Here is a 25,674-nt window from a genome sequence, read left to right on the forward strand (position 1 = left end):
AATGACGATTACTAGATTACCATATTATTTCCATAGACGGTTTTACCTTGTTCTGATTATAGGACTTTTGTATTTTTTGTCGCCAGCGGTCTATGGACAGCTTCCCCTCTCTGTGGGAAATGACAGTATTCCTACCAATGATAGTATCACCAGCGTTATATTAGATGAGCCGGCAGATCACGTCAGGCTCTTTAAAAAAGATGGAATACAATATCAAGAATTGGTGGGAAATGTTCGAATGAGGCACGACAGTACCTTTTTTCGATGTGATTCCGCAATTCTAGATGAAAACAATCAGGTGGAAGCATATGGTCATGTCGTCATTCAAGAATTGGACAGTACCTATATCTTTGCCGATACACTGTTGTATAATGGAAATACTCGATTGGCCCACCTTAAAGGGGATGTAGTCCTCGAAAATGGGCTTCAGAAATTGTTTTCTGACCAACTCGATTACCAATTGGATACCAGAGTGGCGCGCTACAATAAAAAGTCTTACATGACAGATGGTGGCACTCAATTGAGTTCTGAAAAATTGGTATTTTATGTGCCGGAACACCAAGCCATCTTCTACGATAGTGTTATCGTGGTCAATGATACTTTCAATCTAAAGGCCGATTCTATGGGTTTCAATACTCGAGATTATCGGGTTGATTTTTTAAGTCCTACTGTTTTGTATAACGATACCAGCCGGCTGTACGCTGAGCAAGGTTATTATTTAATGAAGGAGGATGAGGCATTATTCCATCAAAACGCCCAATTTGAGTCTGGTAAAACCATGGGATCAGGGGATAGTATTTTCTATTATGGTCAGGCAAAAGAATACGAAATCAGGGGTAAGGCCTATATTTCTAAAGAAGACAAAAAGGCCAGAGCTCATAGGATCGTATACGACGAGGAAAAGGGCCAATTAAATTTATACGGCAATGCTAGGGTTACTGGAGATGATATTCAAGCCCAAGGCGAAGAATTAATTTATTCTACGGTTACCAATAGTGTAAATGCCGTAGGTCGCAGTAAAATCCAAAGACCGGAATTTAACCTAACTTCTGATTTACTCAAATATTCCGACGAGGAAAAATACGGTCGCGCCAAGGGAAATGTTATCTGGGAAGACAGTTCAGGTTTAAAAAGAATATTTACCGATAGCCTCGAATATACGGACAAGGATCAATATGCTCGAGCCATTGGAATTGAACAGCGTCCACTATTTCAGTGGATAGGCGATAGTGGTGATACCATGTATATGATATCGGACACCTTAATTACCAGTCAATCAGTGGACGAAAAATTAGTGGATTCGACAGAAACCGTGGTTAGAGATACCTTTCAAAATTTTAAGGCTTATTACGATGTTGCCATATTACGAGATGGTGTACGCGGTCGAGCGGATAGTATAGCCTTCAACGAAAAAGATTCTTTGATTACTCTGTTTGGCAATCCTGTAATGTGGATGGATACTACTCAGCTCTATGGGGATACCATATTTATTACCATGGAAGGGGGAGAAATCGACAAGGTGTTGATCAAGGGCAATGCCTTTGTCATCACTTCTCCAGATAGTATTTATTTTAATCAAATCACGGGACGAACAATTATCGCCGACTTTCTAGATGGTGAATTGGTATATACCGAGGTTGTGGGAAATGCGGAATCTATATATTTTATCCTCGATGAAGAATTGGCCTATATAGGAATGAATAAAATTATTTGTAGTCGAATTGAAATGACTTTTGAAGAAAGTAATGTAGTGGGGATTTCTTTTTTGGAAAATACCAATGGCGAATTATTTGAAATGAAGTCAGTCTCCGATGAAAATTCATTTTTAAAAGGATATAGTGATAAAAATATTCTCAGACCATTATCTATTGAAATGGAACGAAAAATGGATGTGAATCCACTGTCAGCCATTGTATTGGATCCCTCAGATAATTAGAATTTAAGCGATTTCATATTCTCTTCCAGACCATAGTCTAGAAAATTATACCATATCAGTAAGGAGGCTTCCGACAGCCATATTGCTTTTACTTTTATATTGAAGAGGGTATCTTGCTCTTCGAGAGCATAGTTAATATGATGTAGTATAAGATCAAAGAATAGAAAATAATGACAAGGATATAGTTATTGAAATCTATCCTCATATCCCTTAGGACATAAAAAGAGAAATCAATGCTATGGTTGGGAGGATGTAATTCGTATAAATATGAAGTGTATCATGGAATATCGATTAATATAGGCTAAGAACCGTTCATATCCATTGACGTTAAAGTCTATACATTACTTTTATTTTATATATCGATAAACTCATTCCAGATTAACTCAATATATATTAATAAGTATAGGTGATTTTGGTAAGAAAGAAAATAAATGAGGATTAAATAAAATTAAAGCAGAATTAATCATATTGAAATTACGAGAAATCAAATGTAAATTCATAAAAAAAGCCAGCATTAATGGTGTTAAGTTAATAACACACATTGAATGCTGGCTTTTTTAATTATTATTTAATGAGAAAGTGGTTTTAATTTAATACCACGTTTTTCTCCTCAACAATTTTTCTCATATTGATTAAAGCGTATCGCATTCTACCAAGTGCAGTATTAATACTTACTCTTGTCAGTTGAGCAATTTCTTTAAAACTCAATTCTGCATAATGTCTCAGAATAACAACTTCACGTTGCTCAGGGGGAAGTAGATCAACCAAATGTCTTATTTTAGAGAAAGTCTCATCTTTAATAAGTTCAGTTTCTACATTGTCTTCTTCCAATGGAAGTACTTCAAAGATGTCAAACTCTTCAGTTGGATTAATCTGTGGACGTCGTTTAGATTTTCTAAAGTTGTCTACACACATATTATAAGCAATACGCATCGCCCATTGCCCAAATTTTCCTTCGTGATTGTACTTTCCAGCACGTAGGGTTTTTATAATCTTAATAAATACTTCTTGAAAAATATCTTCAGCTTGTTCGGTATTTTTCACGAACATATAGATAGATGTATAGATTTTTTCCTCGTGGCGGGATAACAACTCTTGGAAGGCTTTTTCGCTTCCATTAAGATAAATGTTAATCAACTCTTTGTCAGATAGCATGGTCATATTCATACCAAATCGTTTTCGGGTAATTTAATTAATAATAAATTTCGATTCAGTGTAAAGGTTTTATGCTATAAAGTTGAATTTTAAAGGTAAATGAATAATTAATTGAAATCAAATCTAACAAAAATATTCAATTTAAAAAAGAAAATTTAAACAAATTAACAAATTGAATATTTTATATACGTTATTTGCAATGGGATAAATATACAAAACAACTAGATATTTCAAAGGATGACAATGAAAAACATTGAAATAAAAGGAGCAAAAGTAAATAACTTGAAATCGGTGGATGTAGATATTCCTCGAAATCAGTTGGTTGTAGTGTCTGGTGTGTCAGGCTCTGGAAAATCATCTTTGGTGATGGATACTTTATATGCCGAAGGACAGCGAAGATATGTGGAAAGTCTGTCGAGTTATGCCAGGCAATTCCTCAATCGGATGAAAAAACCCGAAGTTGATTACATCAAAGGCATTTGCCCTGCCATTGCCTTAGAGCAACGGACGGCCACCAACAATGCCAGAAGTACAGTTGGATCGATGACTGAGGTATATGATTACCTGCGTATCCTGTATGCCCGGATCGGAGAAACCATTTCTCCCATTTCTGGAGTTAAGGTCCAGCGTCACAATGTGTCCGATGTAGTAGATTTTGTATTGTCCTATGCTGAAGAAGATAGGATTTTAGTACTTGTCCCTCTCAATAAAGACTATCCCAAACGCAATATTCAAACCCATCTAGAACTGCTGTTGCAGAGAGGGTATAACAGAATTCAAGTAGATGGCGAAAGTGTAAAGATTGAAACCTTTCTAGAGGAAAAGAAGCCTATATTAAAGAAGAAACTCGAAGCCGTCGACTCTCATTCTATTCTCGTTGTCATTGACCGTTTTGCAATGGTCCGCAATGAAGAAAATATAAAGCGAATCAGTGATTCCGTTCAGACTGCCTTTCGTGAAGGAGGGGGCAGCTGTTATATAAAAAATCATCTCGAAGACGAGATGCATTATTACAACAACAAATTTGAAGCCGACGGTATAGTCTTCCCCGAACCAGATCCGCATTTGTTTAATTACAACAATCCTTATGGCGCATGTCCAACCTGTGAGGGCTATGGTCGCACCATGGGCATTGATGAATTCAAGGTTGTACCCAATCAGAATCTTTCTGTATATGAAGGGGCCATTGCTTGCTGGAAAGGAGATACAGGGACTAGATATTTGGACCCTTTGATTGAATCGGCCCATAAAATAGATTTTCCATTACATATTCCCTATAAGCGATTAACGGCAGAACAACGAGGCCTGCTCTGGAATGGAAACAAATCCTTTAAAGGGATTAATCGTTACTTTGAGGATTTGAAAGAAGAGAGCTATAAAATTCAGAATAGAATTACTTTGGCTCGGTATAGAGGACGAACTACCTGTACTACTTGTGATGGTTATCGATTGCGTAAAGAAGCCACTTATGTCAAAATTCAAGGCCGACATATCGCAGAATTGACGCAAATGCCCATTGGAGATTTAAAAACATTCTTCGATGAATTGACCTTAAAACCGAGTGAAATAAAAATAGCTAAGCAATTGTTGGCTGAAATCACCATGAGGTTGGATGCTATGATCAAACTCGGACTTCCCTATTTACACTTGGATCGATTGTCGGGAACATTGAGTGGGGGAGAAACTCAGCGTATTTATTTGACCAAATGCTTGGGGAGTAATCTTACCTCCTCCTTATATATATTGGACGAACCCAGTATCGGACTTCATCCCAGGGATAGTGATCAGTTGATTGCAGTATTGCGCGATCTCAAAGACTTGGGCAATACCGTAGTCGTGGTTGAACACGAGGAAGATATTATACGTCAAGCCGACTATTTAATTGATATGGGACCTTTGGCTGGGGAACACGGTGGCGAAGTAGTATACAGTGGCGGATTAAATGAATCCGTGCCAGTAGGAACAAGCCTTACCATGGATTATCTAAATGGGGACGAAGTCATCGATGTACCCAGTAGTAGAAGGGATTCGGCTTATAGTATCCAGATTGAGGAAGCATATATGCATAACCTAAAGGACATTACAGTGACCTTTAAATTGGATTTGATTAATATCTTGACCGGGGTTTCCGGTTCCGGTAAATCTACCTTAGTACACCATATATTATATCCTGCCTTAAAAAATCATTTAGAAGATAGTTTTTCTGGACAGCGTCAGGGTTTTAAAGATTTGACAGGGGATTTGAAGCGGATATCGGCTGTTGAATTTATTGGCCAAAAAGCTATTGGGCGATCAAGTCGTTCCAATCCGGCAACCTATGTTAAGGCCTTTGACGATATTAGAAATTTATTTGCCAAGCAAAATCTATCTAAGATTAGAAAATACCAAACCAAGCATTTTTCATTTAATGTAGAAGGTGGTCGATGCGAAAATTGTAAGGGCGATGGAGAAATCTTGATTGAAATGCAGTTCTTATCAGATATTAGATTAGAATGTGAAGTATGCAAAGGGAAGCGATTTAAAAGAGAAGTCCTTGAAGTCAAATACAATAATCAAAATATTTACGATGTCCTCAATATGACGATAGAAGAGGCTTTGAAATTTTTTGAAAATAAGCCTGAAATTGTCGTAAAATTAGAGCCTTTGGAAAAAGTAGGCTTGGGATATCTCCGCCTCGGGCAGTCTTCGAGTACTCTATCTGGAGGGGAAGCCCAAAGATTGAAATTGGCGTATTATTTAGGACAAGAAAATATAAAGGAACGGATTTTCTTTATATTTGATGAACCTACAACTGGCTTGCATTTTCACGATATCAAAAAACTCTTAGTCGCTTTCAATGATCTGATTCGATTGGGACACACTGTCCTGGTGGTGGAACACAACCTCGATATAATAAAAGCAGGGGACTGGATTGTAGACCTGGGGCCCGAAGGTGGTTTCGGTGGAGGTAATTTAGTTGCAATGGGTACTCCGGAAGAGTTGGTAGAAGTGGAAGGATCTTATACGGGCAAATACCTTCAACATAAATTAATGGTCAATCAAAGTAAATAATGGTTTATTCAAAGGTTCACAAGGTAGATAGACCTCGAGCTGTGGTATTGATTACCCACGGGATAGGGGAGCATTTAGGCCGATATACGGAATTGGTCGATGCATTGCAGAAAGAAAATTTAACCGTTTTTCTTTACGATTTACCCGGATATGGTCAAACCCTATCTCAATCTGGACCACTTCAGTCTTTTTCTCAATTGTCAACTGCGATAAATGCCCAGTATAAATTGGCGAATCAATACGCTCAAAATCACAATATCCCCTTGTTTTTATTTGGCCATAGTTTGGGGGGATTGATTACTGCTCATTTTATGTCAACGATTCAGCCACATTGCAGGGGAGTTATTCTTTCGGCCCCAGCCATTGACGCTGGAGGATTGGCCAATGGAGTAGTCATCGGACTGGCCAAATATTTGAGTATGCTAATGCCCAATCTGCCCTATCTTAAAATTAAATCTTCGGATTTGTCTCGCGATACTAGTGAAGTTGAAAAATACGAGTCAGATCCTTTGGTCGATCGCAGTAGGATAACCCTAAAGGTGGGATATATCTTGCTTCAAGCGATGGCGGAAACCAAAGCCAATATCGATGGACTTAATCGGCCTCTATTAATGATACAGGGTGAAAAGGACGCTATCGTTAAAATGATCGCTACTCGGCGTTATTTTCAAGAATTAAAAATGGAGGACAAAACATATATTTCATATCCCAATATGCTTCACGAAACCCTCAATGAATTGGACAATGAGATAGTGTATCGCGACATTGTCACTTGGATATTGGATCGATTGTCATAACATAATGGTAAGGTCGGTAACGATGTTGTTGATTTTCATTTTGCCCAACATGGCTTCATGGATCTATCTTTTCTATCTTTAGGGTAAGTGATGGTAGTGTCGTTGGTCAACCCGCCATAGACCTGGATTTATTCTACATTTTAGGTTGGCTCTTATTTTTTTGTGATAGTCTATATTGTCGATATGTTGACCGCCCAGTCTAGCCATGTGGTTGGAATGTTGTTGGCAGTCGATGGTTTTATAACCTTTAGAAGTCAGAATCTTAGCCAAGACCAAAACCGCAAATTTGGATGCATCATTGGCTAGGGAAAACATTGACTCTCCACTGAAGATCTGGCCAATACCCAGACCGTAGAGGCCTCCGACCATTTCGTCGTCTAACCATATTTCGACCGAGTGGGCGATACCCATTTGGTGAAGCGTTATGTAAGCAGATTTCATCTCCTCTGTGATCCAAGTTCCCGATTGATTGGGGCGAACTATGGTTTGACATTGGTCGATGACGGACTCAAAATTTTGGTCAACGGTAAAGGTATAAATGGGTTTGTTTAAATATCTCCTCATACTTTTGGGTATGTGAACAGCTGCTAAGTCAATAATGAATCGCTGTTTTGGCGCCCACCATAGAATCGGAGGCTTATCGTACCAGGGAAATATCCCAAATTGATAGGCCATGATTAAGGTTTGAGGATGGAGATCCCCTCCATATCCTAAGAAGCCATCGTCATCGGCAATCAAAGGATGTGGGAAAAATACGGTTTTAGGTACAGGAAATCCAGACATGCAGTTGGATCAATGTTCTATGACGGCAGACAATCCACGGTCTATTAATGCGTCTTTAAAAGGCTTAAGAACTTTAAATGGTGCTGTTTTTACGATGGCTTTTCCATTAAAATGAACCATTAATGAAAGCTGTTCTGCTTGAACCAAAGAATGATTTAGAATTTCGACAAAACACTGTATGACGTGGTCAAAAGTATTGTAATCATCATTGTAAACGACCAATTCTGCAGTTGATCCCTGATCGATATCTTCCTCTACGAGTACGTCCTCTTCGTATTCTGTATAATGAGCAAAGTAAAGATCTGGTTTTGTTCTCATAATTTTTCTTTTACTGTATAGGTTATATTACTTCAAAAATAAGAAATAAATTTTTATTGATCCCTACTTATTATTTATAAATAAAACCTGAGTAAAACGATTAATTTTATCTCGTAATTATAAACTGAAATAGTGATGGGTTTAAGTGATCAAAGTAAAGCCTATATTGGCTTACATATTGCCATTTTATTTTTTGGATTAACGGCCATTCTTGGAGATTTAATCCATCTACCTTCATTGTCACTGGTATGGTGGCGGTTACTTATATCTTTATTGGCCTTTATTCCGGTGATTTTTATATTGCGATTGTTTAAATTGTCCTCTGTCTGGGCCGTAAAGGAGGATATATTTAAAGTCGGCCTGTTTTTAGTCATCCATTGGATTACTTTTTTTGCCTCGGTTAAGTTGGCCAATGCATCTGTAGGGGTGTTATGTTTGGCTACTACCTCTTGCATGACGGCCATAGTGGAGCCCATAGTCACGCGCAGACCATTTCGATTAATAGAATTTTTATTTGGACTTTGTGTAATTCCCGGTATGATATTAGTCGTTCAATCAGTGAGTTCGGATATGACATTGGGCTTTGTCGTGGGATTATTTTCTGCACTTTTTGCCGCCCTATTTACTACCTTCAATAAAAAAATTGTCGACAAGGGCAGTACCATTTTATTCACTTTTGCCGAGCTTTTGGTGGCTTTTGTCCTGCTGTCTATCATAGTGCTGGGATTGACATTGTCCGGAAAATCATTAGAATTCTTACCTCAGCGTAATATTGATTGGGGATACTTATTATTTTTGTCTATTGTCTGTACTACTATTTGCTATACGATTGCCTTTCGATCACTTCGCCACATGACGGCATTTTCTGCCAATTTGTCGATTAACCTCGAACCGGTATATGGAATCATATTGGCTTGGTGGATATTAAATGACAATGAGGAGATGGGAAGTAGTTTTTATTATGGTGCAGGATTAATCCTATTAGTGGTATTTTTATTTCCTATTTTAGAAAAATATTTTTTGCGAATTAAAATTATCAAACCAGATGCTGGAACATTTCACTAAAGAGATTCATGATTATTGTGCCGATCATTCGGTGAGACACAGCGATTATTTAGATCGGATAGAAGAATCTACCAAAGCCAATGTTTACGGAGCAGGAATGATATCCTCAGCTTATCAAGGACGGTTGTTGAGTATGTTGAGCCACCTGGTCAATCCGCGACGAGTGCTAGAAATAGGTACATTTACTGGTTATTCTGCCCTTTGTATGGCCGAGGGATTAACTGCCGATGGCAAGGTAATATCGATAGAGCGAAATAAATCCTTGAAACCTATTATAGACCAACATTTGTCTTGGACGCCATTAGGTCAACAAGTGGAAGTGCTTTATGGAGAAGCCCACCTAGTCATCCCACAACTGACAGCTGCTTGGGATATGGTATTTGTAGATGCAGCTAAGAAACAATATGGGCTGTATGTCGATTTGATTATCGATCAATTGCGACCAGGGGGACTGATTATAGCGGACAACGTGTTGTGGAGAGGTAAGGTGTTGGAAGAAGACAGTGAAGATGATAGAACCTTGGCCATGCAACAATTCAATGATAGAATGCATGGTGATGAGCGATTACAGCCTTTTTTACTGCCTATTAGAGATGGTATATTTATCCTTCGGAAAAAATAAATTGAAATCATTCTTAGGAATTCAAGGACTACGACATTGATTTTTAATTAATAGTTCAGCACAAATCCGAAATTGACTCGACCTTCAGAAAAAGATAGAGCTTGGTCTCTATGTGCGCCCAATGCATAGGAAATGCCAAATACTCCGGCTTTTGTTCCCAAATTGAGGCCTAAGCCAAAGCTATAAGGGAAATTGTATCGATCTTCTTTGGAAGAGTTCTGGAGAATCCCAAAGTCGGTAAAAACATATATGTTGCTCTGGGCATCAAACAAATATCTGTATTCTGCACTGCCCATGCCATAGTAATCGGCAACAAAGATCTTTTCGGAAAATCCTCTAAAGTTCTGTAGGCCTCCCAAACGCAGTTTCTCATTTTCGAATAGTTTTTCGCTGCCAAAATTCCATGCACCCTGACCTCGGAGTCGAATCGTGGCGTAATTGCCTATTTCAAAGTATCGGTCCACAGTCATCGATAGACCTACTTTCAACGATCGTTCAGCTAAACTGTCGTAGAGGGTAGAAAAGGAAAAATCTTCATTGGGGAACTGAATTTGCAGTATGCTGGCATTTTCAACGTTTTTTTTCAATCCCGCGGTGATATTGGATTGAAAATAACTGCCTTTTCTGGGATTACTAGGTCGGTCTAATCCATTGTAGTAAATATTAAAACCGAGAGCAGAATAGTTGTAGTCGAGGTCTTCGGGGAGTTGGCGACTGTTTTGTAATAATGGGGTGTTGATAGATATCAATCTCGACTGGTCGCGTTGTAAGTACCATGAGTATTGCAGTCTTGGATTTAAACTATACTGCAATCCTATCTTACCACTGACGTCTAGGACCAATGAGTCGCGTTTGTCCAGTTGTCCTTCTGCTATCAATCCCGATCGAATAATGGGTAGATAGGGAAACTGAAATCGTAGGTCAAAAGACTGACTGGCGTTGTTGTATTTGTCAAATTTTAGAAAAATGCGTTCGGCCATATTGAGCTGATTGGTCAAGTCGAGATAGGCGTTTCCGGTAATGTCAAACTGTTTGTTGATTTGATTCGAAGGCAGTAAAGCCACAAGTACATCGAATTTGGACGGATCCTTTTTATCTAGGGTATAGGCCAGATCTACACCGAAAGGATTAAAATCATAGGTCAAATTCACAAAATCTACAAAATTCCAATTTTTTATAATTTCTAATGAGTTTTGGATGTCTTCCCAAGAAAAAACCTGTTGCTGTTGAAGTCCTATCATATTTAAAAACAAGTCGTGATTCATGGAAAGGTCGCCATCGATGGTGATTTTTTGAATGTATACGGTGTGGACAGTATCTATGTGATAATTGAGTAGTAAAGTGTCTTTTCGGATTTCAACGATGTCGGTAGACAACTGGGCATAGGGATATCCTAGATTCGCCAGATTGGATAAAAGAAGTTTTCGGCTAGGCATGACCTCATTCCAAGATTGATATTGCCAAGAAGACTCTGAGGCAGATACCATAATTGCAGGTAAGTTCTGATGTTGGATGCCAACGGTTCGAATTACTGGGCCACATAGGATGATTGATTTGCCTTGTATGGTGTCCATAGAGGCGTAAGGATAACCAAGATGGAGGCTGAGCTTCTTAAATTCTTCCTCTTGAGGGGGAATACTATCGCTGGCTTGCCAATATTCTTTGATCTCATTGGGGCAGCCTGAATCGATAACATAGATCGGACTTTGACTCCAAATGGTATTTGAAAGAAACAAAAATAAATACACTATGTTTACAGTATATCTTATGATCATATAGTTATCAGAACGTATTTTTAGTAGTTAAAATATCAATCTTTGGCCGGAATTTATATTCATATCCCATTTTGTAAGCAGAAATGTTCATACTGTAATTTTCATTTTTCTACAAATTTGTCGCGAAAATCGGAAATGCTTCAAGCGATTAACCGAGAAATAGAGTTGCGAGCTTCTGAGATACAAAAGTATACTATTGAAACCATATATTTTGGGGGAGGAACACCTTCTGTACTGACGGTTGATGAGATGCATTCATTGATATCTACATTAGGAGGAACTGTTTCTTTGGATCAGGTCGTGGAAGTGACTATGGAATGCAATCCCGATGACCTCAATCCCGATTATTTACAGGCCTTGTTGAACGAGACTATGGTGGATCGAATCAGCATTGGTATTCAGTCATTTCATGACCCTCATCTCAAGATGATGAATCGAGCTCATAATGGTGCAGAAGCTGGTCAGAGCTTGGAACAAATTTTTAATGCAGGTTTTGAAAAAGTGACCGCCGACTTGATTTTTGGATTGCCGGACAACGATTTGTCGATTTGGCAATCAAACTTAGCGCGGTTGGTTGAATTTCCAGTCAGTCATATTTCTTGCTATGGCCTTACTATTGAACCCAATACAGCTCTCAAACATGTCATAGACAAGGGCTTGATCGATATGCCAGATGAGTCGGCCGCAAGGGATCAGTTTTACATGACCCAGGAGTTTTTGGCGAGTAAAGGCTATGAGCAGTACGAAATATCCAATTTTTGTTTGCCTGGACAGTATGCTGTTCACAATACCAATTATTGGAAGCAGGTCCCATATATTGGGATAGGACCTTCGGCCCATTCATACAATGGTCGTGAGCGTCGATTTAATGTGGCTAATAATAGTCAATATTTGTCGGCCATCAATCGAGGGATTGACTTTTGGGAGACTGAGCTGTTGTCGGAATCAGATCGATACAATGAGTGGATACTTACTGGATTGCGAACCAAATGGGGAATCGATGGCTCAGATGCTCAACAATACTCATTGAATATTCGAGAGGAATTTGACGATGCTGTCAAGAAATCTATTCACGCGGGTTGGATAGAGGAATCTGATGGGGCTCTGTGTTTGACCAAGTCCGGTAAGGTGTTAGCGGACTACGTAATATCCTCTTTTTTCTATGTATAAAAAAAGAAGACCTATTCGTTAGCCAAATAGGTCTCCCTTGTAAAGAGGAATTATATTTTTGTCATTCTCAAGTATGGTTTTACCGTAGTATAACCAGGGAATTTTTCATTAGCTTCTTCATTAGAAACACTTGGACTGATTACTACTTCTTCACCTTCTACCCAGTTGGCAGGTGTGGCTACACTTTTATAAGCGGTAAGTTGTAAGCTGTCGATAACTCTCAATATTTCATCAAAGTTTCTACCAGTTGATGGCGGATAAGTCAATGTCAATTTTATTTTCTTGTCTGGACCAACAACGTATACAGATCTTACGGTAAAGTTGCTATCTGCTTTAGGGTGCAACATCCCATATAGGTTGGCTACTTCCTTGGTTGGATCGGCTACAATAGGGAAGTTTACCGTGGTGTGTTGTGTTTCGTTAATGTCTTTAATCCAATCGTTGTGTGATTCTAAAGGATCAACACTGATGGCAATAGGCTTAACATTTCGCTTGTCAAATTCTGGCTTGTATTTGGCCACCATACCTAATTCAGTCGTACATACAGGGGTGAAATCAGAAGGGTGAGAAAAAAATACTACCCACGAATCTCCAGCCCAGTCGTGAAAATTGATCTCTCCAGCAGTAGTTGCTGCTGTAAAATTTGGGGCTTCATCTCCTAATTTTAAATTGGACATAGTAATTTTTGTTTAAGGTTATTTTAATTATTTTGTCAATTGTATTTTGCTGTCGGTTAATATTTTGATTATTTCCGAATTAAGTTGGTCTTTGGTACAAATCAATGCCATAAATCGGCATTTGGCGAAGATGACCGAACAAAATGGGCAGCATCATTGATCCTTAATGGATCAATGGTGAGGGAACCGAAACCTCCGTGTTTCGGGTGGGTAGGCCACTGCGCCTTGATGGAGTTAGCCCATGTGCTCTAGGACTGCCTTAGTTATAGGTATCCAGTTTTTACCCAATTTTTTAACCAAAGTACAAATTCAAATAAACCAAAATATAACCGTCAATTATAAATTCAATTGGTATAAATACAACAGACTCAGCAACGATTTGTTGTAGTCGGTGAATAAAAATACAGTAATTTATGCAAGAAAGAGATTCAACTTGCTAATTTTTATAGAATTGTGATTTCTAAAGTATTTTTTTCGTTAGTCTAAATAGGGTTGTAATATTTTTTGAACGGCTTTTGCAATGTTGGTGCCAGGACCAAAGATTAAGTAAACCCCTTGTTCGATCAATGCCTGGTGATCTTGTTCGGGAACTATTCCACCTAGAATTACTTTAATGTCCGTGGAATCTAAGTCTTTGAGAGCAGTAATGGTTTCTGGAACCAAGGCGTTGTGACCACCTGCTAGCGAAGAAATACCTATAAAGTGAACATCGTTTTCTACGGCCTGTCTGGCTGCTTGTTTTGGATTCTGAAAAAGAGGTCCTAAGTCGACATCGAAACCGAGGTCAGAAAAACTACTGGCTATAATTTTCGATCCTCTGTCGTGGCCGTCCTGACCCAGTTTGACTACGAGAATTCTAGGTCTACGACCTTGTTTTTGTTCAAAACTTTCTACCATTTTTCTGGCAGTAATATAGTCGGTATTGTCTTTCATCGTGGGACCGTAAATATTGCTTACATGAAATGATTGTCCTTTATATCGACCGAAAATCTCTTCCATACAGAGGGATATTTCTCCTAAGGTTGCTCTAGCTCGGGCCGCTTCTACTGCATAGGTTAAAATGTTGTTTCCCGGATTGCTACAAGCTGATTTTAACGCTGACAAGGTTTCATTTACTTTTTTCGAGTCGCGACTGTTTTTTAAGTCTTGTAGTCGTTGAGTCTGGACCTCATATACCATGTGATGATCAATAGACCTAACGGTTTCGCTTTGGTGATTGTCGGTTACCATCATATTTAATCCAATAATGGGAAAAGTTTTATTTTCGATCTGAGCCTGTCTCAGTGCTGCGGCTTGTTCTATTTTTGCCTTGGCTATCCCAGACTTGATCGCTTGGATCATACCCCCACTTTTTTCTATTTCGGCGATGTGATTTTTAGCTTCTTGATATAATTGTCTGGTTCGATCTTCTACTATGTTCGAGCCCGACCAAGGGTCGATAGCAGCGGTGACCTTACTGTGTTTTTGTAGATATAATTGAGTGTCCCTTGCTATTTTGGCGGAATAGTCAGAAGGTAGTGCTAGGGCTTCATCGTAAGAGTTGGTATGCAGAGATTGTGTGCCACCCCATACTGCAGCTAGGGCTTCTATGGTAGTGCGGGTAATATTGTTGAGCGGTTGTTGTGCCGTCAGGCTCCAGCCACTGGTTTGGGAATGGGTTCTAAGTCTTAAACTGTGGGTTTTTCTGGGATTGAATTGAGCCAGTGATTCTGCCCACAACCATCGTGCCGCTCGCAGTTTGGCTATTTCTGTAATGCAGTCCATCCCAATACCCCAAAAAAAGGAAATGCGCGGGGCAAATTCATCGATATCCAATCCCGATTCAATAGCGGTCTTAAGATAAGTCAGCCCATTGGCTATGGCATACCCTATTTCTAAAGATGCCGGAGCTCCAGCTTCGTGTAAGTGGTAACCACTCACTGATATGGAATTAAATTGTGGCATATAGTCCTTGCAATAGCCCATTATATCTGCAATGATGCGCAGAGAGGGTTCCGGGGGATAAATGTATGTATTGCGGACAAGAAATTCTTTGAGGATGTCATTTTGAATGGTTCCTTTTAATAATTCTAGTCCTACGCCTTGTTCTTGGGCGGCTACTATATAAAATGCTAATATAGGGATGACGGCACCATTCATGGTCATAGAAACCGACATCTTATCCAAGGGAATATCTTGAAACAAGAGTTTCATATCCTCAACCGAATCTATGGCTACCCCAGCCTTGCCAATATCGCCCTTGACCATCTCATTGTCGGAGTCATAACCTCGATGGGTCGGTAGGTCAAAGGCCACAGATAGTCCCTTTTGTCCTGCGGCAAGATTTTTCTTGTAGAATGCATTACTCTCCTCTGCGGTAGAATATCCTGCGTATTGACGAATGGTCCACGGACGTCCTAAGTACATACTTGCATAGGGGCCGCGAATGAAGGGCGGTAATCCAGCCTGAGTGATCGGTGTTGTGGACATGTTTGACTAACTTTCTACTATATTACTAAATATTCAGTAATTCCTCTATTTTACATCCAACAAAATCCAAACAGATAACCTTTCCTTTACTATTTTTTTTCTATAAATTACACTATAAATAGGTTGCTCTTTGGGTCGATATGGACATCAATGACCAATTTGCTGTTTTCGCAACAGGGAAAAACAGTTTGGATCTGGATTCTCAGGTAAGGAGGCTTGCCAATTTTCTGCCATTGCCAATAATTTTTTGGTCTTGACTATGTTGATATGTGCTATATTCTTTTCCTCTGAAGTAGATTTTTTTAAATTGTACAATTCGTATCTATGCCCTCTTTTGGTGGTTAAGAGTTTCCATTTTCCTTGTCGAATTCCTATTTCCGCCCAATTGTTAATGTGATTGGAGCATGCAGAATTCCATGTCCAATATATTGGAGATTTCCTTTTAAAGGATTTGCCATATATGGCTTTGGTTATATCGATACCATCGAGAATGTAATCTGCGGGCAATGGGATCTTGGCCATATGTAGTAGAGTGGGGTAGAGGTCAACTCCTGTGACAATGGTTTTTCGGTCGATAATGCCCATGGGTATTTGACCTGGCCAGGATATAATAAAAGGCACATTAATTCCTCCTTGGTACAAAGATCTTTTCCGACCTCTTAATGATGCATTCGATCCCACTGAATAATATCTTCCCAGTCCTGCACCTATTGAGATGTCTCCGGTGAATTTAATACCGGATCCAATGTCATCGGGCCCATTGTCTGAGGTGAAGATGACAATGGTGGATTCATTTAATTCGAGGTCTTCCAAGGCTTGTAATAGTCTACCTATGGCGGCATCGGCTTCCGCTATTACAGCGGCATAAACACGTTGTTGTTCCGTTAAGTGTTTGTATTTTTCTAGATATTCTGGTTTTGGAAAGTGGGGGGTGCTGGGTTCGTGGATCCAGACATTGATGTAAAACGTTTCATGCTGATGATTTTTAATAAAGTCGATCGCCGCATCGCATGTATTTTCGGGGTTTAAATATCGACCACTTCCATTGAATACTGCAGATGTATCGAATCCATATAATTTTGGATGGGGGGCGTCGGTAATTTGATTGTTTGATAAATGCCATTTACCAAAATGTCCTGTTTTGTAACCGTTTTGTTGCAATATTTTGGGTAAATGAGGGAGGCTGGGATTCAGCCAATCGGGCATTTTTTTCGAAATATGATGTTGTATTGATGAAAATTGTTGATGTATTGCATTTCGCGCAGGATATTGCCCTGTTAAAAAGGCCGTCCTGCTTGGGCTGCAAATAGGGCTATTGGAAGTGAATTGATAGAAATCCATGCCCCTTGATGCCAATCCATCTAGGTGAGGTGTCTCAATCCAATTATTACCATGACAGGACAAATCTCCCCAGCCCCAGTCATCGGCCATGATAAACACTATATTTGGTGGTTTTGCACCAATTATATTAATGTAGTAAAGTGAAAATGCAATGATTAGTAAAATTCTATATAGTCTCATAGGCCAATTATTAAGGAATGACCGCAATAATGTCTAGAATATACATAAAATAATGGAGATTTCAAAGGTTAATTGCGTTTATAGTAAAAACAATCAGGGCTTGTTGGTTTATTTGTGTAAATAAAATTATTTCATTTGCAGTTAAATATAATTTTATTTTCATTTTTTGAGGATAGAGTATGGGGTATTTTGAGGTAAAGTTAAATTTCATAAAAGTTTTTACTTAATATCGATGCTAATGTTATTTCTTTGTAGGCTAATGAAATTTTAGTTTTCAATATTATGGTGAATTTTAAGCGGTTTGAATTGGACAATGGACTCAAGGTAGTCTTACACAAAGACGAAGACAGTACCTTGGTGGCTGTCAACGTTTTATATAATATTGGATCTAAAAATGAAGATCCTGAAATGACAGGTATTACCCACTTGTTTGAGCATATGATGTTTACTGGGACACAGTTGGTTCCAGATATCGATGATTTGCTTCAAAATGCTGGGGGGGAAAACAATGCCTTTACCAATGCTGACTACACCAATTACTACAGTTATGCCCCAGTCAATAACTTGGGACTATTGATGGCCATAGAGGCCGATCGCATGTTTCAGCTGCAGTTGACCAAAGAGAAGTTTAAGATTCAAAAGAATGTAGTCATTGAAGAGTTTTTTGAGACCTGTCTAAATCAACCTTACGGAGATGTTTGGCATTTGCTTTCTGGAATGGCCTATAAAAATCACCATTACCAATGGCCGACTATTGGGAAGAATCCAGAACATATAAAAAATATAGATTTAAAGGATTTAATTAAATTCTATGATTATTACTGCCCCAATAACGCCATATTGTCGATTGGAGGTAATATCGATTACGATGAAGTAGAAGCTGAGGTGAGGAGGTTATTCGGAGCTGTGCCAGCCAAGGAATTTAGTAAAAACCTGCCTCAGACTGAGCCGGTTCAGATCGGGAACCGAAGCCAAACCGTGCATAGAAATGTACCAACTCCTGCTCTGTATATTGGATTTGCCATGCCGGAGCGAAGCCACATAGACTACTATATTTTGGATATGTTAACCGATTATTTTGCTGAGGGGGAGGGATCTTTTTTATGGAAAAGATTGGTAAAAAAAGAACAGATTTTCAGTTATATAGATACATGGGTAGTTGGTTCAGCCGATCCCGGTTTATTGGTTATCGAGGGTAAATTGTCGGAGGGCATGAGGTTTGATACGGCTATAGAACAGGTGAAGAAGGCAGTCAGTGATTCCATTAGAGAATTGTCGGATCGAGAGATCGGAAAGATAAAAAATCGGATTCGGACCAATTTAATTCAATCCAGAACCAATATTTTAAGTAAGACCATTAGTCTTGCATTTTTTGAAATGTTGGGTGATATTGATTTGATCAATCGAGAAGAGGAAATCTATCGCTCTATTTCCAAATCTGATATGGTGAATTGTGCCATAAAATATTTGGATTTCAATCGCTGTAATACTTTAATCTATGATGTGAATCCACAAATGGCTGATGTCAGTCCGACGATCAACCCAGATTAGTAAATTGTAGAATGTCGCGGCCTTTTTGGAAGTGAAGTAGAGTTGGCTATTCAATAAATAATATATTTTTTTAACAAATTAAGGTTTGGGTTAAGACTTGGTTCGGGATGTTTATTATATTGTTGGATAACCGATTACACGTTTATAACAAATGTGTAGTATGACTAAATAATCCATTATATGATCGAATATTAAGATATGAAAGAGCTATGTCTATTTCTTTTAGTATTGACCTGTCCTTGGCTCCTTCATAGTCAAGAGGTTGTCAAAACAAGTGACTATCTATTGTCCTCAGCGGATATGGAATTTTTGGAGAAACTGGCTAGTGATATTGTTGAGGGATCTCGCATTTATCCAGGACAAAAAATTGTTGATCATTTTGGACCCAATAATACTGGCGGGGTATTGATCCAACCCGGTGCCAGTGCCAGCTATCCATCTTTTTGGATTCGAGATTATGCCATGTCATTGGAATCAGGCTTGATGAGGGAAGCAGAGCAAAAACACATGTTGTTATTGACAGCGGCAAAACAGGCCGATCAAACTTGGATTACGAAAAATGGCAGTATGGTTCCATTGGGTAGTATAGCCGATCATATCCGAATTGACGATGGTCTGCCTATTTATTTTCCAGGCACCTATGATTATATAGAGCAAGGGAATCGAAAGTTTGGCTTATTTCCACCTTATGGGGATCAATTTTTCTTTGTAAATATGGCTTATCACTATGTGGAATCAAGTGGAGACCATGACCTTTTGATGGAGGAAGTAGAGGGCATGCGTCTGATTGATCGATTGATATTGGCTTTTCATTTACCTCCGTCTCGATTAGACAATCATCTAGTGGTGACAACCGAAGAATTTCGCGGTGTTGATTTTGGATTTAGAGATGTTATCACGATTACTGGTGATTTGAGTTTTCCTTCACTGTTAAAATATCAGGCAGCACTCGATCTCGCTCAATTATGCGATGCTATTTCATGGCGAGAAAAGGCTGTGAAATATAAAGCCATTGCGGCTAAAATTAAGGCGGATTTTCCCTCTGTTTTTATGGATGATCGGGGAATGATCAGAGCTTCTACGGGTAAAAGTAAGCAAGCCGATGTCTGGTCGACGGTGTTGGCGATCTATCTTAATGTTCTAGATGGTGAGTTGGCTGATAGGACCAGTGCTTTTTTAGCGGAATCCTATCGCAATGGCCATTTGGCCTATAAAGGACATATTCGTCATGTATTGACAACTGATGATTACAGTGAAGATTCTGCTTGGGAGATTTCGATGGCTGCCAAAAATACCTATCAAAATGGAGCCTATTGGGCCACACCTACAGGGTGGACTTGTGTTGCTATTGCGCGAACAGATTTGTCAATGGCCAAACAATTGGCCTCAGATTATATCACAGAATTAAGGGCGAATGATTATCGTAAAAATCAAGATCAAGCTGCTCCATATGAATGTATTCACCCCTCTGGATATCGGCAAAATCAAAAATACATGACTTCGGTGACCTGTCCATTGGCTGCCTTTAAAAGAGGAATAAAAGTGAGGTCTAAGTAATGCAGCTTTCGCGCGAAAAGTCGATATTTTCCTTTTTATGGCTGAAACAATTCCAATAGGATAAAGATTTGTAGGAGGTGGGCAGCACTCAATCCGCCACGGACCACTTTCAATGCTTTGACCAAATGGTTTTTAACCGTATTGGGAGACAAATCTAAGGTCTGACCGATTTCTTCGAGCGACATACCTTGTTGTCTACTGAGGACATAAATTTCTTTTTGTCTGGGGGGTAAAGTATCTAATAAAGCTTGAATTTCTTCTTCCAATTCTTTTTTATAGATATCACGCATGACGGTATTGACATGTCTTTCCATTTCTTGCCATACAGATTCTTGGTATTTTTTCTCTGTCGCCAATCTTCTGTAATGATTGTTGAGATGATTGCGAGCCAATGTGAACAGCCAAGCGTCAATGTTGTCAACAGATTGAATCTTATCTCTTTTTTGCCAAAATTTGATAAAAACATCTTGGGCTAGATCTTCGGCTAGGGATTTGATCTTGACGTGTTTAATAAAAAAATCGTAAAGAAACGCCCTGTAATTTTCATATGCATTTTCCATAATACATTATTTAATAGATAACATAATATATGGCATAGAATACATTGGAATTGTGGTAAGTGCAGGTTAAAGGTATTCTATTTTCTTAAATTTTAAAAAAATAATGTAAAATTAACTAGTCCTAATCTTTTAGCACCGTGTCGATGTATATAGAAGGTGGTTCAGAATCATTGAAATAGGAAGTGCAAAAATCCGCTACACCTTGAATTAAATAAAGAAATAGTGAAAGAAAAGCAAGAAGAATTTACTTATTTATTGGGGAAATACCAAGCTAATGCACTCGAAAATGAGGAGTATATTGAGTTCTTAGTTCAGCTAAATGGAGATGAAGCAGATGATGCTATTTTGCAATCTGCCAAAGAAGATTGGTCGGAATCTAAAATTATTTTGCAGCGAATTCAGCAAAAAGCCGTTCGGAGAAAAAGACAAATTCTTTGGACTAGATTGACCGTGGCTGCAAGTGTCCTCGTTTTATTGGCCATGTATATGTTTTGGCCTTCCACTACTGAATCATTGCCTACGGTGAATTATGCTACTCAATATGGTGAAACCAAAAGCATAGAGTTGCCAGATGGAAGCAAGGTTTTATTAAATGCCAATTCTAAATTGACTTGGGATCCATCCTGGGAAGAAACAGGAAGTCGTCAGGTAACACTAGCTGGGGAGGCATTTTTTGATGTGGTTCAAACTCAAGACAAAAAGTCATTTGTAGTAGAAGCAAATAAAGTCCGAGTAAAAGTATTGGGTACAAGTTTTAATGTGCGCAGCAGACCTCATAATGCAGATGTTTTTCTAGAATCGGGTAAAATAGATTTGGCTATTAAAGAGTCAAATGAAAAGGAATTTACCTTGTTGCCCGGTGATTATATCAGTTATGATGAAGCGGCTCAAGAAATATTGAAAAATAGTGAAAATACGCTGTCTAGTAGGGCCTCCTGGGTCAATGGAATGTTGGATTTTCAGAATAAAAATTTGCCAAATATCCTTCATCGAATTGAAGAATTGTATGGCGTTCATTTTTCTGTCGAAAATCCTGAGTTAATAGAAAAGAGAATGGATTTATCCCTGCCTTATTCCGATTGGGAGCTTATAAAGCAAGCCTTAGAAATATCCTTACAAGTAGATTTTACAGAACAGAACGATACGATTATAGTTAAGTAATAGGAAATTAAATAAAACAAGTATGAAAAAACAGGTACACCTTGTACTGTCGGGAATATTTTTCCTGATGGTCTGTCATAGTATTCAAAGTAGTGCAATAAATCCTCTTTTTCCGAAGGATGATTTATTAAGTGTAATTCGAGATATTAGTTTTCGATATGATGTGCATTTTACCTATGATCGAGAGATTGTAGAAAATGTAAAGATCGATGATTATAGTCCAGAAGCTTATGATAATGTCGATGATGCTTTGGCTAAAGTTTTGAGCAAAACCAAGCTGAAGTATGTAATGTTGGAAATGAAATACGTCATCATTTATCGAGATGATGCAGCTGGTATGGAGTCCTTGCAGCAAATGGTCAAGGTATTGCAAACCATTATCGATGAAAAGAATACGGTGAATTCGTCTCTATCCATCGATTATTTGCCCGGAAACCATTTGTTGGCTAATACACAATTAGAAAAACACCGTATGGTGCTTAATATTAAAGGCCATGTGAAGGATTCATCTGGCGAACCCTTAATTGGAGTGAATGTATTGGTCAAAGGTACTAATCAAGGAACGGCTACCGATTTCAATGGCGATTTTGAACTTAAAGATGTAAATGAAAATGCTACATTGGTCTTTTCTTATATAGGTTATGAGAGTCAAGAATTGATGTTGAATGGTCGATCTAACATTAATATTACGTTAATTGAAGATTCTCAAACATTAGACGAGGTAGTTGTAGTGGGGTATGGAGAACAATCTAGAAGAAAGATGTCAACTGCTGTGAGCAGAATTTCATCTGATGAAATCAATAGTATTCCAGTGACCAATCCCGGAAGTGCCTTGGTTGGCTTGGCATCTGGTGTCCACGTCCAATCTGCAACAGGAGGTACGCCAGGAGATGCGCCCATTATTCGCGTTAGAGGGATCGGTTCTTTGGGTGCTGCCAATGATCCTTTATACGTGGTAGATGGATTTCCATTGTCTAATGCACAACAATTCAATCAGATAAGTGTGTCTGATATTGAGTCTATTGAAGTGTTGAAAGATGCCGCGTCTGCTGCTATATATGGTGCAAGAGCGGCCAATGGTGTGATTCTTGTTACGACAAAAAGAGGAAAACAAGGTCGGATGGATTTCAATGTTGACGCCTATACTGGAGTGCAGAGTGTTGCTCAAAGAATGGAGGTGATGAACAAAGAAGAATATTTGCAATATGTGAAAGATGCAAGATCTGCAGTAAATCTTGGTTATCCTGATATATATGATACGCCAGATCAGTTGGCCACTACAGATTGGCAAGATGAGATATTTAGAACAGCTCCGATGTCAAAAGTGGAAATGAGTGCGAGAGGAGGAAATGAAATCGTTCAATTTGCCTTGTCGGGTAGCTATCTCGATCAACAAGGTACCATGAAAGGAACGGATTATCAACTGTTTTCTTTTAGAACCAATTTGGATGTTCAGCTTAGAGAAGGATTAAAAGTAGGAGCCAATATTGCTCCGTCGTTCTCTGTAAAAGGGAATCAACCGACACCGAGATCACCTGGTGACTGGCAATACAGCCCTATTTATACTGCATTATTGCTACCTCCAGTTGTTGATGCTAGACTTGAAAATGGCGACTATGGACAAAATAATGTTGCTCCTCATACCCAGTATGGTTTTTCTGAGTCAAATATTTATAATCCTTTAGCGGTGTTGGACTTATATGACAATGAGGACAGAGTTTTCGGTATGCAAAACAATCTATTTGTCGAATGGCAAATTTTTGATGATTTAAAATTTAAGTCTCAAGGGGGTGTTGTAGTTGGGTCTAATACCAATAGTACTTATATTCCATCTACATTGGCCACAAAGACTTCTCCATTTGCGAATCTTTCTAATCCAAGATTAGAAGGGATAAAGAGTTCATTGTCTAATTATAAATCGACGGATTGGATTTGGGAGAATTTTGTAACCTATAATAAAGAGTTTGGAAATAATCACAAACTTTCAGTAGTGGTACTTCACTCAATGCAAAAATTCAATTCAGTGATCGCTACGACTGTTGGACGACCAGGTTCATTTACCAATGATTTGGTGGAAAATCCTACAGCATCTTCCAACCGAGATGGTCAATTGACCTATGGTGTAAATAGCTTTTTGTCTAATGCGGCAAGAGTTAGTTATGATTATAAAGATAAATATTTGTTTACCGGGTCAATCAGAAGAGATGGTTCTTCAAAGTTTGGACCTAACGAGCGATTTGGTGTTTTTCAATCTTATTCAGTTGGATGGAGAATTTCAGAAGAACCGTTTATGAAGAGTCAAAATGTATTTGACGAGTTGAAATTGAGAATGAGTTATGGGGAAACTGGAAATGCCAATATTGGAGACTTCAGATGGTTAAGTGGTGTATACACTCAGAACTATAATTATGGAGACGAAAGAGTAATTGGAGTTGCTCAATCTGGGTTTAGTAACCGTGACCTTACATGGGAAAAAAGTTCTCAGGTTGATTTGGGATTAGAGGCAGCTTTCTTCAATGAACGAATGTATTTCATCTTAGATTTTTATGAGAAAAATACAAAAGGGATGATCTTTTCTAAAGATTTGCCAGGTATAGTAGGGTATGCTACGTCTATCACTACCAATGTGGGGAATGTTCGAAACCGTGGATTTGAAATCAATTTAACTTCTGATAATCTTGTTAATGAACTTAAGTGGAAGACTAATTTCAATATAAGCTATAATGAATCTAAGGTTACCGATTTAGGGGGACGTGATGAACTCAATTTTTTCTCTGGTACGCCAGGAAAGAATTTTGTTTACAAAATTGAAGTAGGAGAACCTTTGGGTAATATGTACGGTATGATTATCGATGGAGTATTCAAATCGGAAGAAGAATTGGAAAGTTATCCGAGCTGGCCAGGTACTGGTGTAGGTGACTATAAGGTTAGAGATGTAAATGGTGATGGTAAAATTGATGAAGGTGACCGATCTAAATTGGGTAATGGTATTCCTAAATTTATATATGGTATGACGAATACCTTCTCCTATGGACAGTTTGATTTATCCTTTACCCTTCAAGGAACTATTGGAAATCAAATCCTTAATGGGGCAAGTCATCATACAATGCTTTGGGCAGGAAGATTCAATGCAGTAAAAGATATGGCCGATAATTATTTTGTGCCAAGTGACCCAGATAAGGATGTGAAATATGCTAGAGTTGGTTTTAGAAGTGGATTTAGAGGATTGACAGAAGCACATAATTATGCCATTCATGAAGGATCGTATTTGAGAGTGAGTAATTTAAGTCTTAGATACACCATTCCTAGTGATATGATAGGATCAAACTCAGCACAGATATTCTTTACAGCCCAGAATGTATTGACATTTTCAAAATATCCTGGCTACAACGTAGAACCGAGTCAATATGGATCATCGGCCTATCAACCAGGATCAGGGCAAGCTGGATACCCAGATAACAGAGCTTTTTTAATTGGATTTAATGTTGGACTTTAAAATATCTAGA

At 38.6% G+C, this 25,674-nt stretch carries 18 protein-coding genes; 10 read left to right on the forward strand and 8 right to left on the reverse strand.

Translation table 11 applies throughout. From position 1 onward, the window contains the following. The first annotated feature begins 1 nt into the window (after position 1). Positions 2–1,936 (forward strand): OstA-like protein, encoded by a 1,935-nt coding sequence (locus tag LVD51_RS02935; protein ID WP_236969692.1) that lies wholly within the window; start codon positions 2–4, stop codon positions 1,934–1,936. Positions 1,937–2,521: 585 nt separating this feature from the next. On the opposite strand, the gene LVD51_RS02940 is transcribed toward LVD51_RS02935, so the two are convergent. After that, positions 2,522–3,103, reverse strand: a complete 582-nt coding sequence (locus LVD51_RS02940) for an RNA polymerase sigma factor (RefSeq protein WP_317207892.1) — start codon at positions 3,101–3,103, stop codon at positions 2,522–2,524. Positions 3,104–3,334: 231 nt separating this feature from the next. Here LVD51_RS02940 and uvrA point away from each other — a divergent pair, with 231 nt between their 5' ends. Then, positions 3,335–6,142: an excinuclease ABC subunit UvrA gene (gene uvrA, locus LVD51_RS02945; protein WP_236969694.1), complete on the forward strand. Its 2,808-nt coding sequence runs from the start codon at positions 3,335–3,337 to the stop codon at positions 6,140–6,142. Then, a complete protein-coding gene (locus LVD51_RS02950) occupies positions 6,142–6,939 on the forward strand; it encodes an alpha/beta hydrolase (RefSeq protein WP_236969695.1) in 798 nt (265 codons plus the stop codon). Before uvrA ends, LVD51_RS02950 begins: the two co-directional genes overlap by 1 nt. 78 nt (positions 6,940–7,017) lie before the next feature. On the opposite strand, the gene aat is transcribed toward LVD51_RS02950, so the two are convergent. After that, positions 7,018–7,722, reverse strand: coding sequence for a leucyl/phenylalanyl-tRNA--protein transferase (aat, locus tag LVD51_RS02955; protein ID WP_236969696.1), 705 nt, complete (start codon positions 7,720–7,722; stop codon positions 7,018–7,020). Positions 7,723–7,731: 9 nt separating this feature from the next. Further along, positions 7,732–8,040 carry an ATP-dependent Clp protease adaptor ClpS gene (locus tag LVD51_RS02960; RefSeq protein ID WP_236969697.1) on the reverse strand — a complete coding sequence of 103 codons (309 nt, stop codon included), beginning with the start codon at positions 8,038–8,040 and terminating at the stop codon, positions 7,732–7,734. A 135-nt stretch (positions 8,041–8,175) separates the two neighbouring features. Between LVD51_RS02960 and LVD51_RS02965 the strand changes: the two genes are divergently transcribed. Continuing rightward, on the forward strand, positions 8,176–9,105 hold the full coding sequence (locus LVD51_RS02965) for a DMT family transporter (RefSeq protein ID WP_236969698.1): 930 nt from the start codon (positions 8,176–8,178) through the stop codon (positions 9,103–9,105). Continuing rightward, the gene (locus tag LVD51_RS02970; protein ID WP_236969699.1) at positions 9,086–9,727 is read left to right on the forward strand and encodes an O-methyltransferase; all 642 of its coding nucleotides are present in this window, start codon (positions 9,086–9,088) and stop codon (positions 9,725–9,727) included. The genes LVD51_RS02965 and LVD51_RS02970 overlap by 20 nt, the downstream gene beginning before the upstream one ends. Before the next feature lie 47 nt (positions 9,728–9,774). Here LVD51_RS02970 and LVD51_RS02975 read toward each other — a convergent pair whose 3' ends face one another. Continuing rightward, the gene (locus tag LVD51_RS02975; protein ID WP_236969700.1) at positions 9,775–11,502 is read right to left on the reverse strand and encodes a BamA/TamA family outer membrane protein; all 1,728 of its coding nucleotides are present in this window, start codon (positions 11,500–11,502) and stop codon (positions 9,775–9,777) included. A 42-nt stretch (positions 11,503–11,544) separates the two neighbouring features. Between LVD51_RS02975 and hemW the strand changes: the two genes are divergently transcribed. After that, entirely contained in the window at positions 11,545–12,672 is a 1,128-nt protein-coding gene (gene hemW, locus LVD51_RS02980) for a radical SAM family heme chaperone HemW (protein WP_236969701.1), read from the forward strand. Positions 12,673–12,722: 50 nt separating this feature from the next. Here the strand turns inward: hemW and LVD51_RS02985 are convergent, their stop codons facing one another. The 3 genes from LVD51_RS02985 to LVD51_RS02995 all read right to left on the reverse strand — a co-directional run bounded on the left by LVD51_RS02985 (position 12,723) and on the right by LVD51_RS02995 (position 17,339). Next, positions 12,723–13,349, reverse strand: coding sequence for a peroxiredoxin (locus LVD51_RS02985; protein ID WP_236969702.1), 627 nt, complete (start codon positions 13,347–13,349; stop codon positions 12,723–12,725). Positions 13,350–13,826: 477 nt separating this feature from the next. Beyond that, entirely contained in the window at positions 13,827–15,818 is a 1,992-nt protein-coding gene (scpA, locus tag LVD51_RS02990) for a methylmalonyl-CoA mutase (RefSeq protein ID WP_236969703.1), read from the reverse strand. Positions 15,819–15,965: 147 nt separating this feature from the next. Then, a complete protein-coding gene (locus LVD51_RS02995; RefSeq protein WP_236969704.1) occupies positions 15,966–17,339 on the reverse strand; it encodes a sulfatase-like hydrolase/transferase in 1,374 nt (457 codons plus the stop codon). Between the two features lie 282 nt (positions 17,340–17,621). Here LVD51_RS02995 and LVD51_RS03000 point away from each other — a divergent pair, with 282 nt between their 5' ends. After that, complete coding sequence (locus LVD51_RS03000; protein WP_236969705.1) at positions 17,622–18,890, forward strand: M16 family metallopeptidase; 1,269 nt, start codon at positions 17,622–17,624, stop codon at positions 18,888–18,890. 198 nt (positions 18,891–19,088) lie between these two features. Continuing rightward, the gene (locus tag LVD51_RS03005; protein WP_236969706.1) at positions 19,089–20,447 is read left to right on the forward strand and encodes a glucosidase family protein; all 1,359 of its coding nucleotides are present in this window, start codon (positions 19,089–19,091) and stop codon (positions 20,445–20,447) included. Between the two features lie 35 nt (positions 20,448–20,482). On the opposite strand, the gene LVD51_RS03010 is transcribed toward LVD51_RS03005, so the two are convergent. Next, positions 20,483–21,007 carry an RNA polymerase sigma factor gene (locus tag LVD51_RS03010; RefSeq protein ID WP_236969707.1) on the reverse strand — a complete coding sequence of 175 codons (525 nt, stop codon included), beginning with the start codon at positions 21,005–21,007 and terminating at the stop codon, positions 20,483–20,485. Positions 21,008–21,229: 222 nt separating this feature from the next. Between LVD51_RS03010 and LVD51_RS03015 the strand changes: the two genes are divergently transcribed. Together LVD51_RS03015 and LVD51_RS03020 are read left to right on the forward strand one after the other, a co-directional pair. Continuing rightward, on the forward strand, positions 21,230–22,168 hold the full coding sequence (locus LVD51_RS03015; protein ID WP_236969708.1) for a FecR family protein: 939 nt from the start codon (positions 21,230–21,232) through the stop codon (positions 22,166–22,168). A gap of 22 nt (positions 22,169–22,190) precedes the next feature. Continuing rightward, on the forward strand, positions 22,191–25,664 hold the full coding sequence (locus tag LVD51_RS03020; protein ID WP_236969709.1) for a SusC/RagA family TonB-linked outer membrane protein: 3,474 nt from the start codon (positions 22,191–22,193) through the stop codon (positions 25,662–25,664). The last annotated feature ends 10 nt before the right edge of the window (positions 25,665–25,674 follow it).

Source organism: Membranihabitans marinus (assembly GCF_021729155.1).
Taxonomy (GTDB): domain Bacteria; phylum Bacteroidota; class Bacteroidia; order Chitinophagales; family Saprospiraceae; genus Membranihabitans; species Membranihabitans marinus.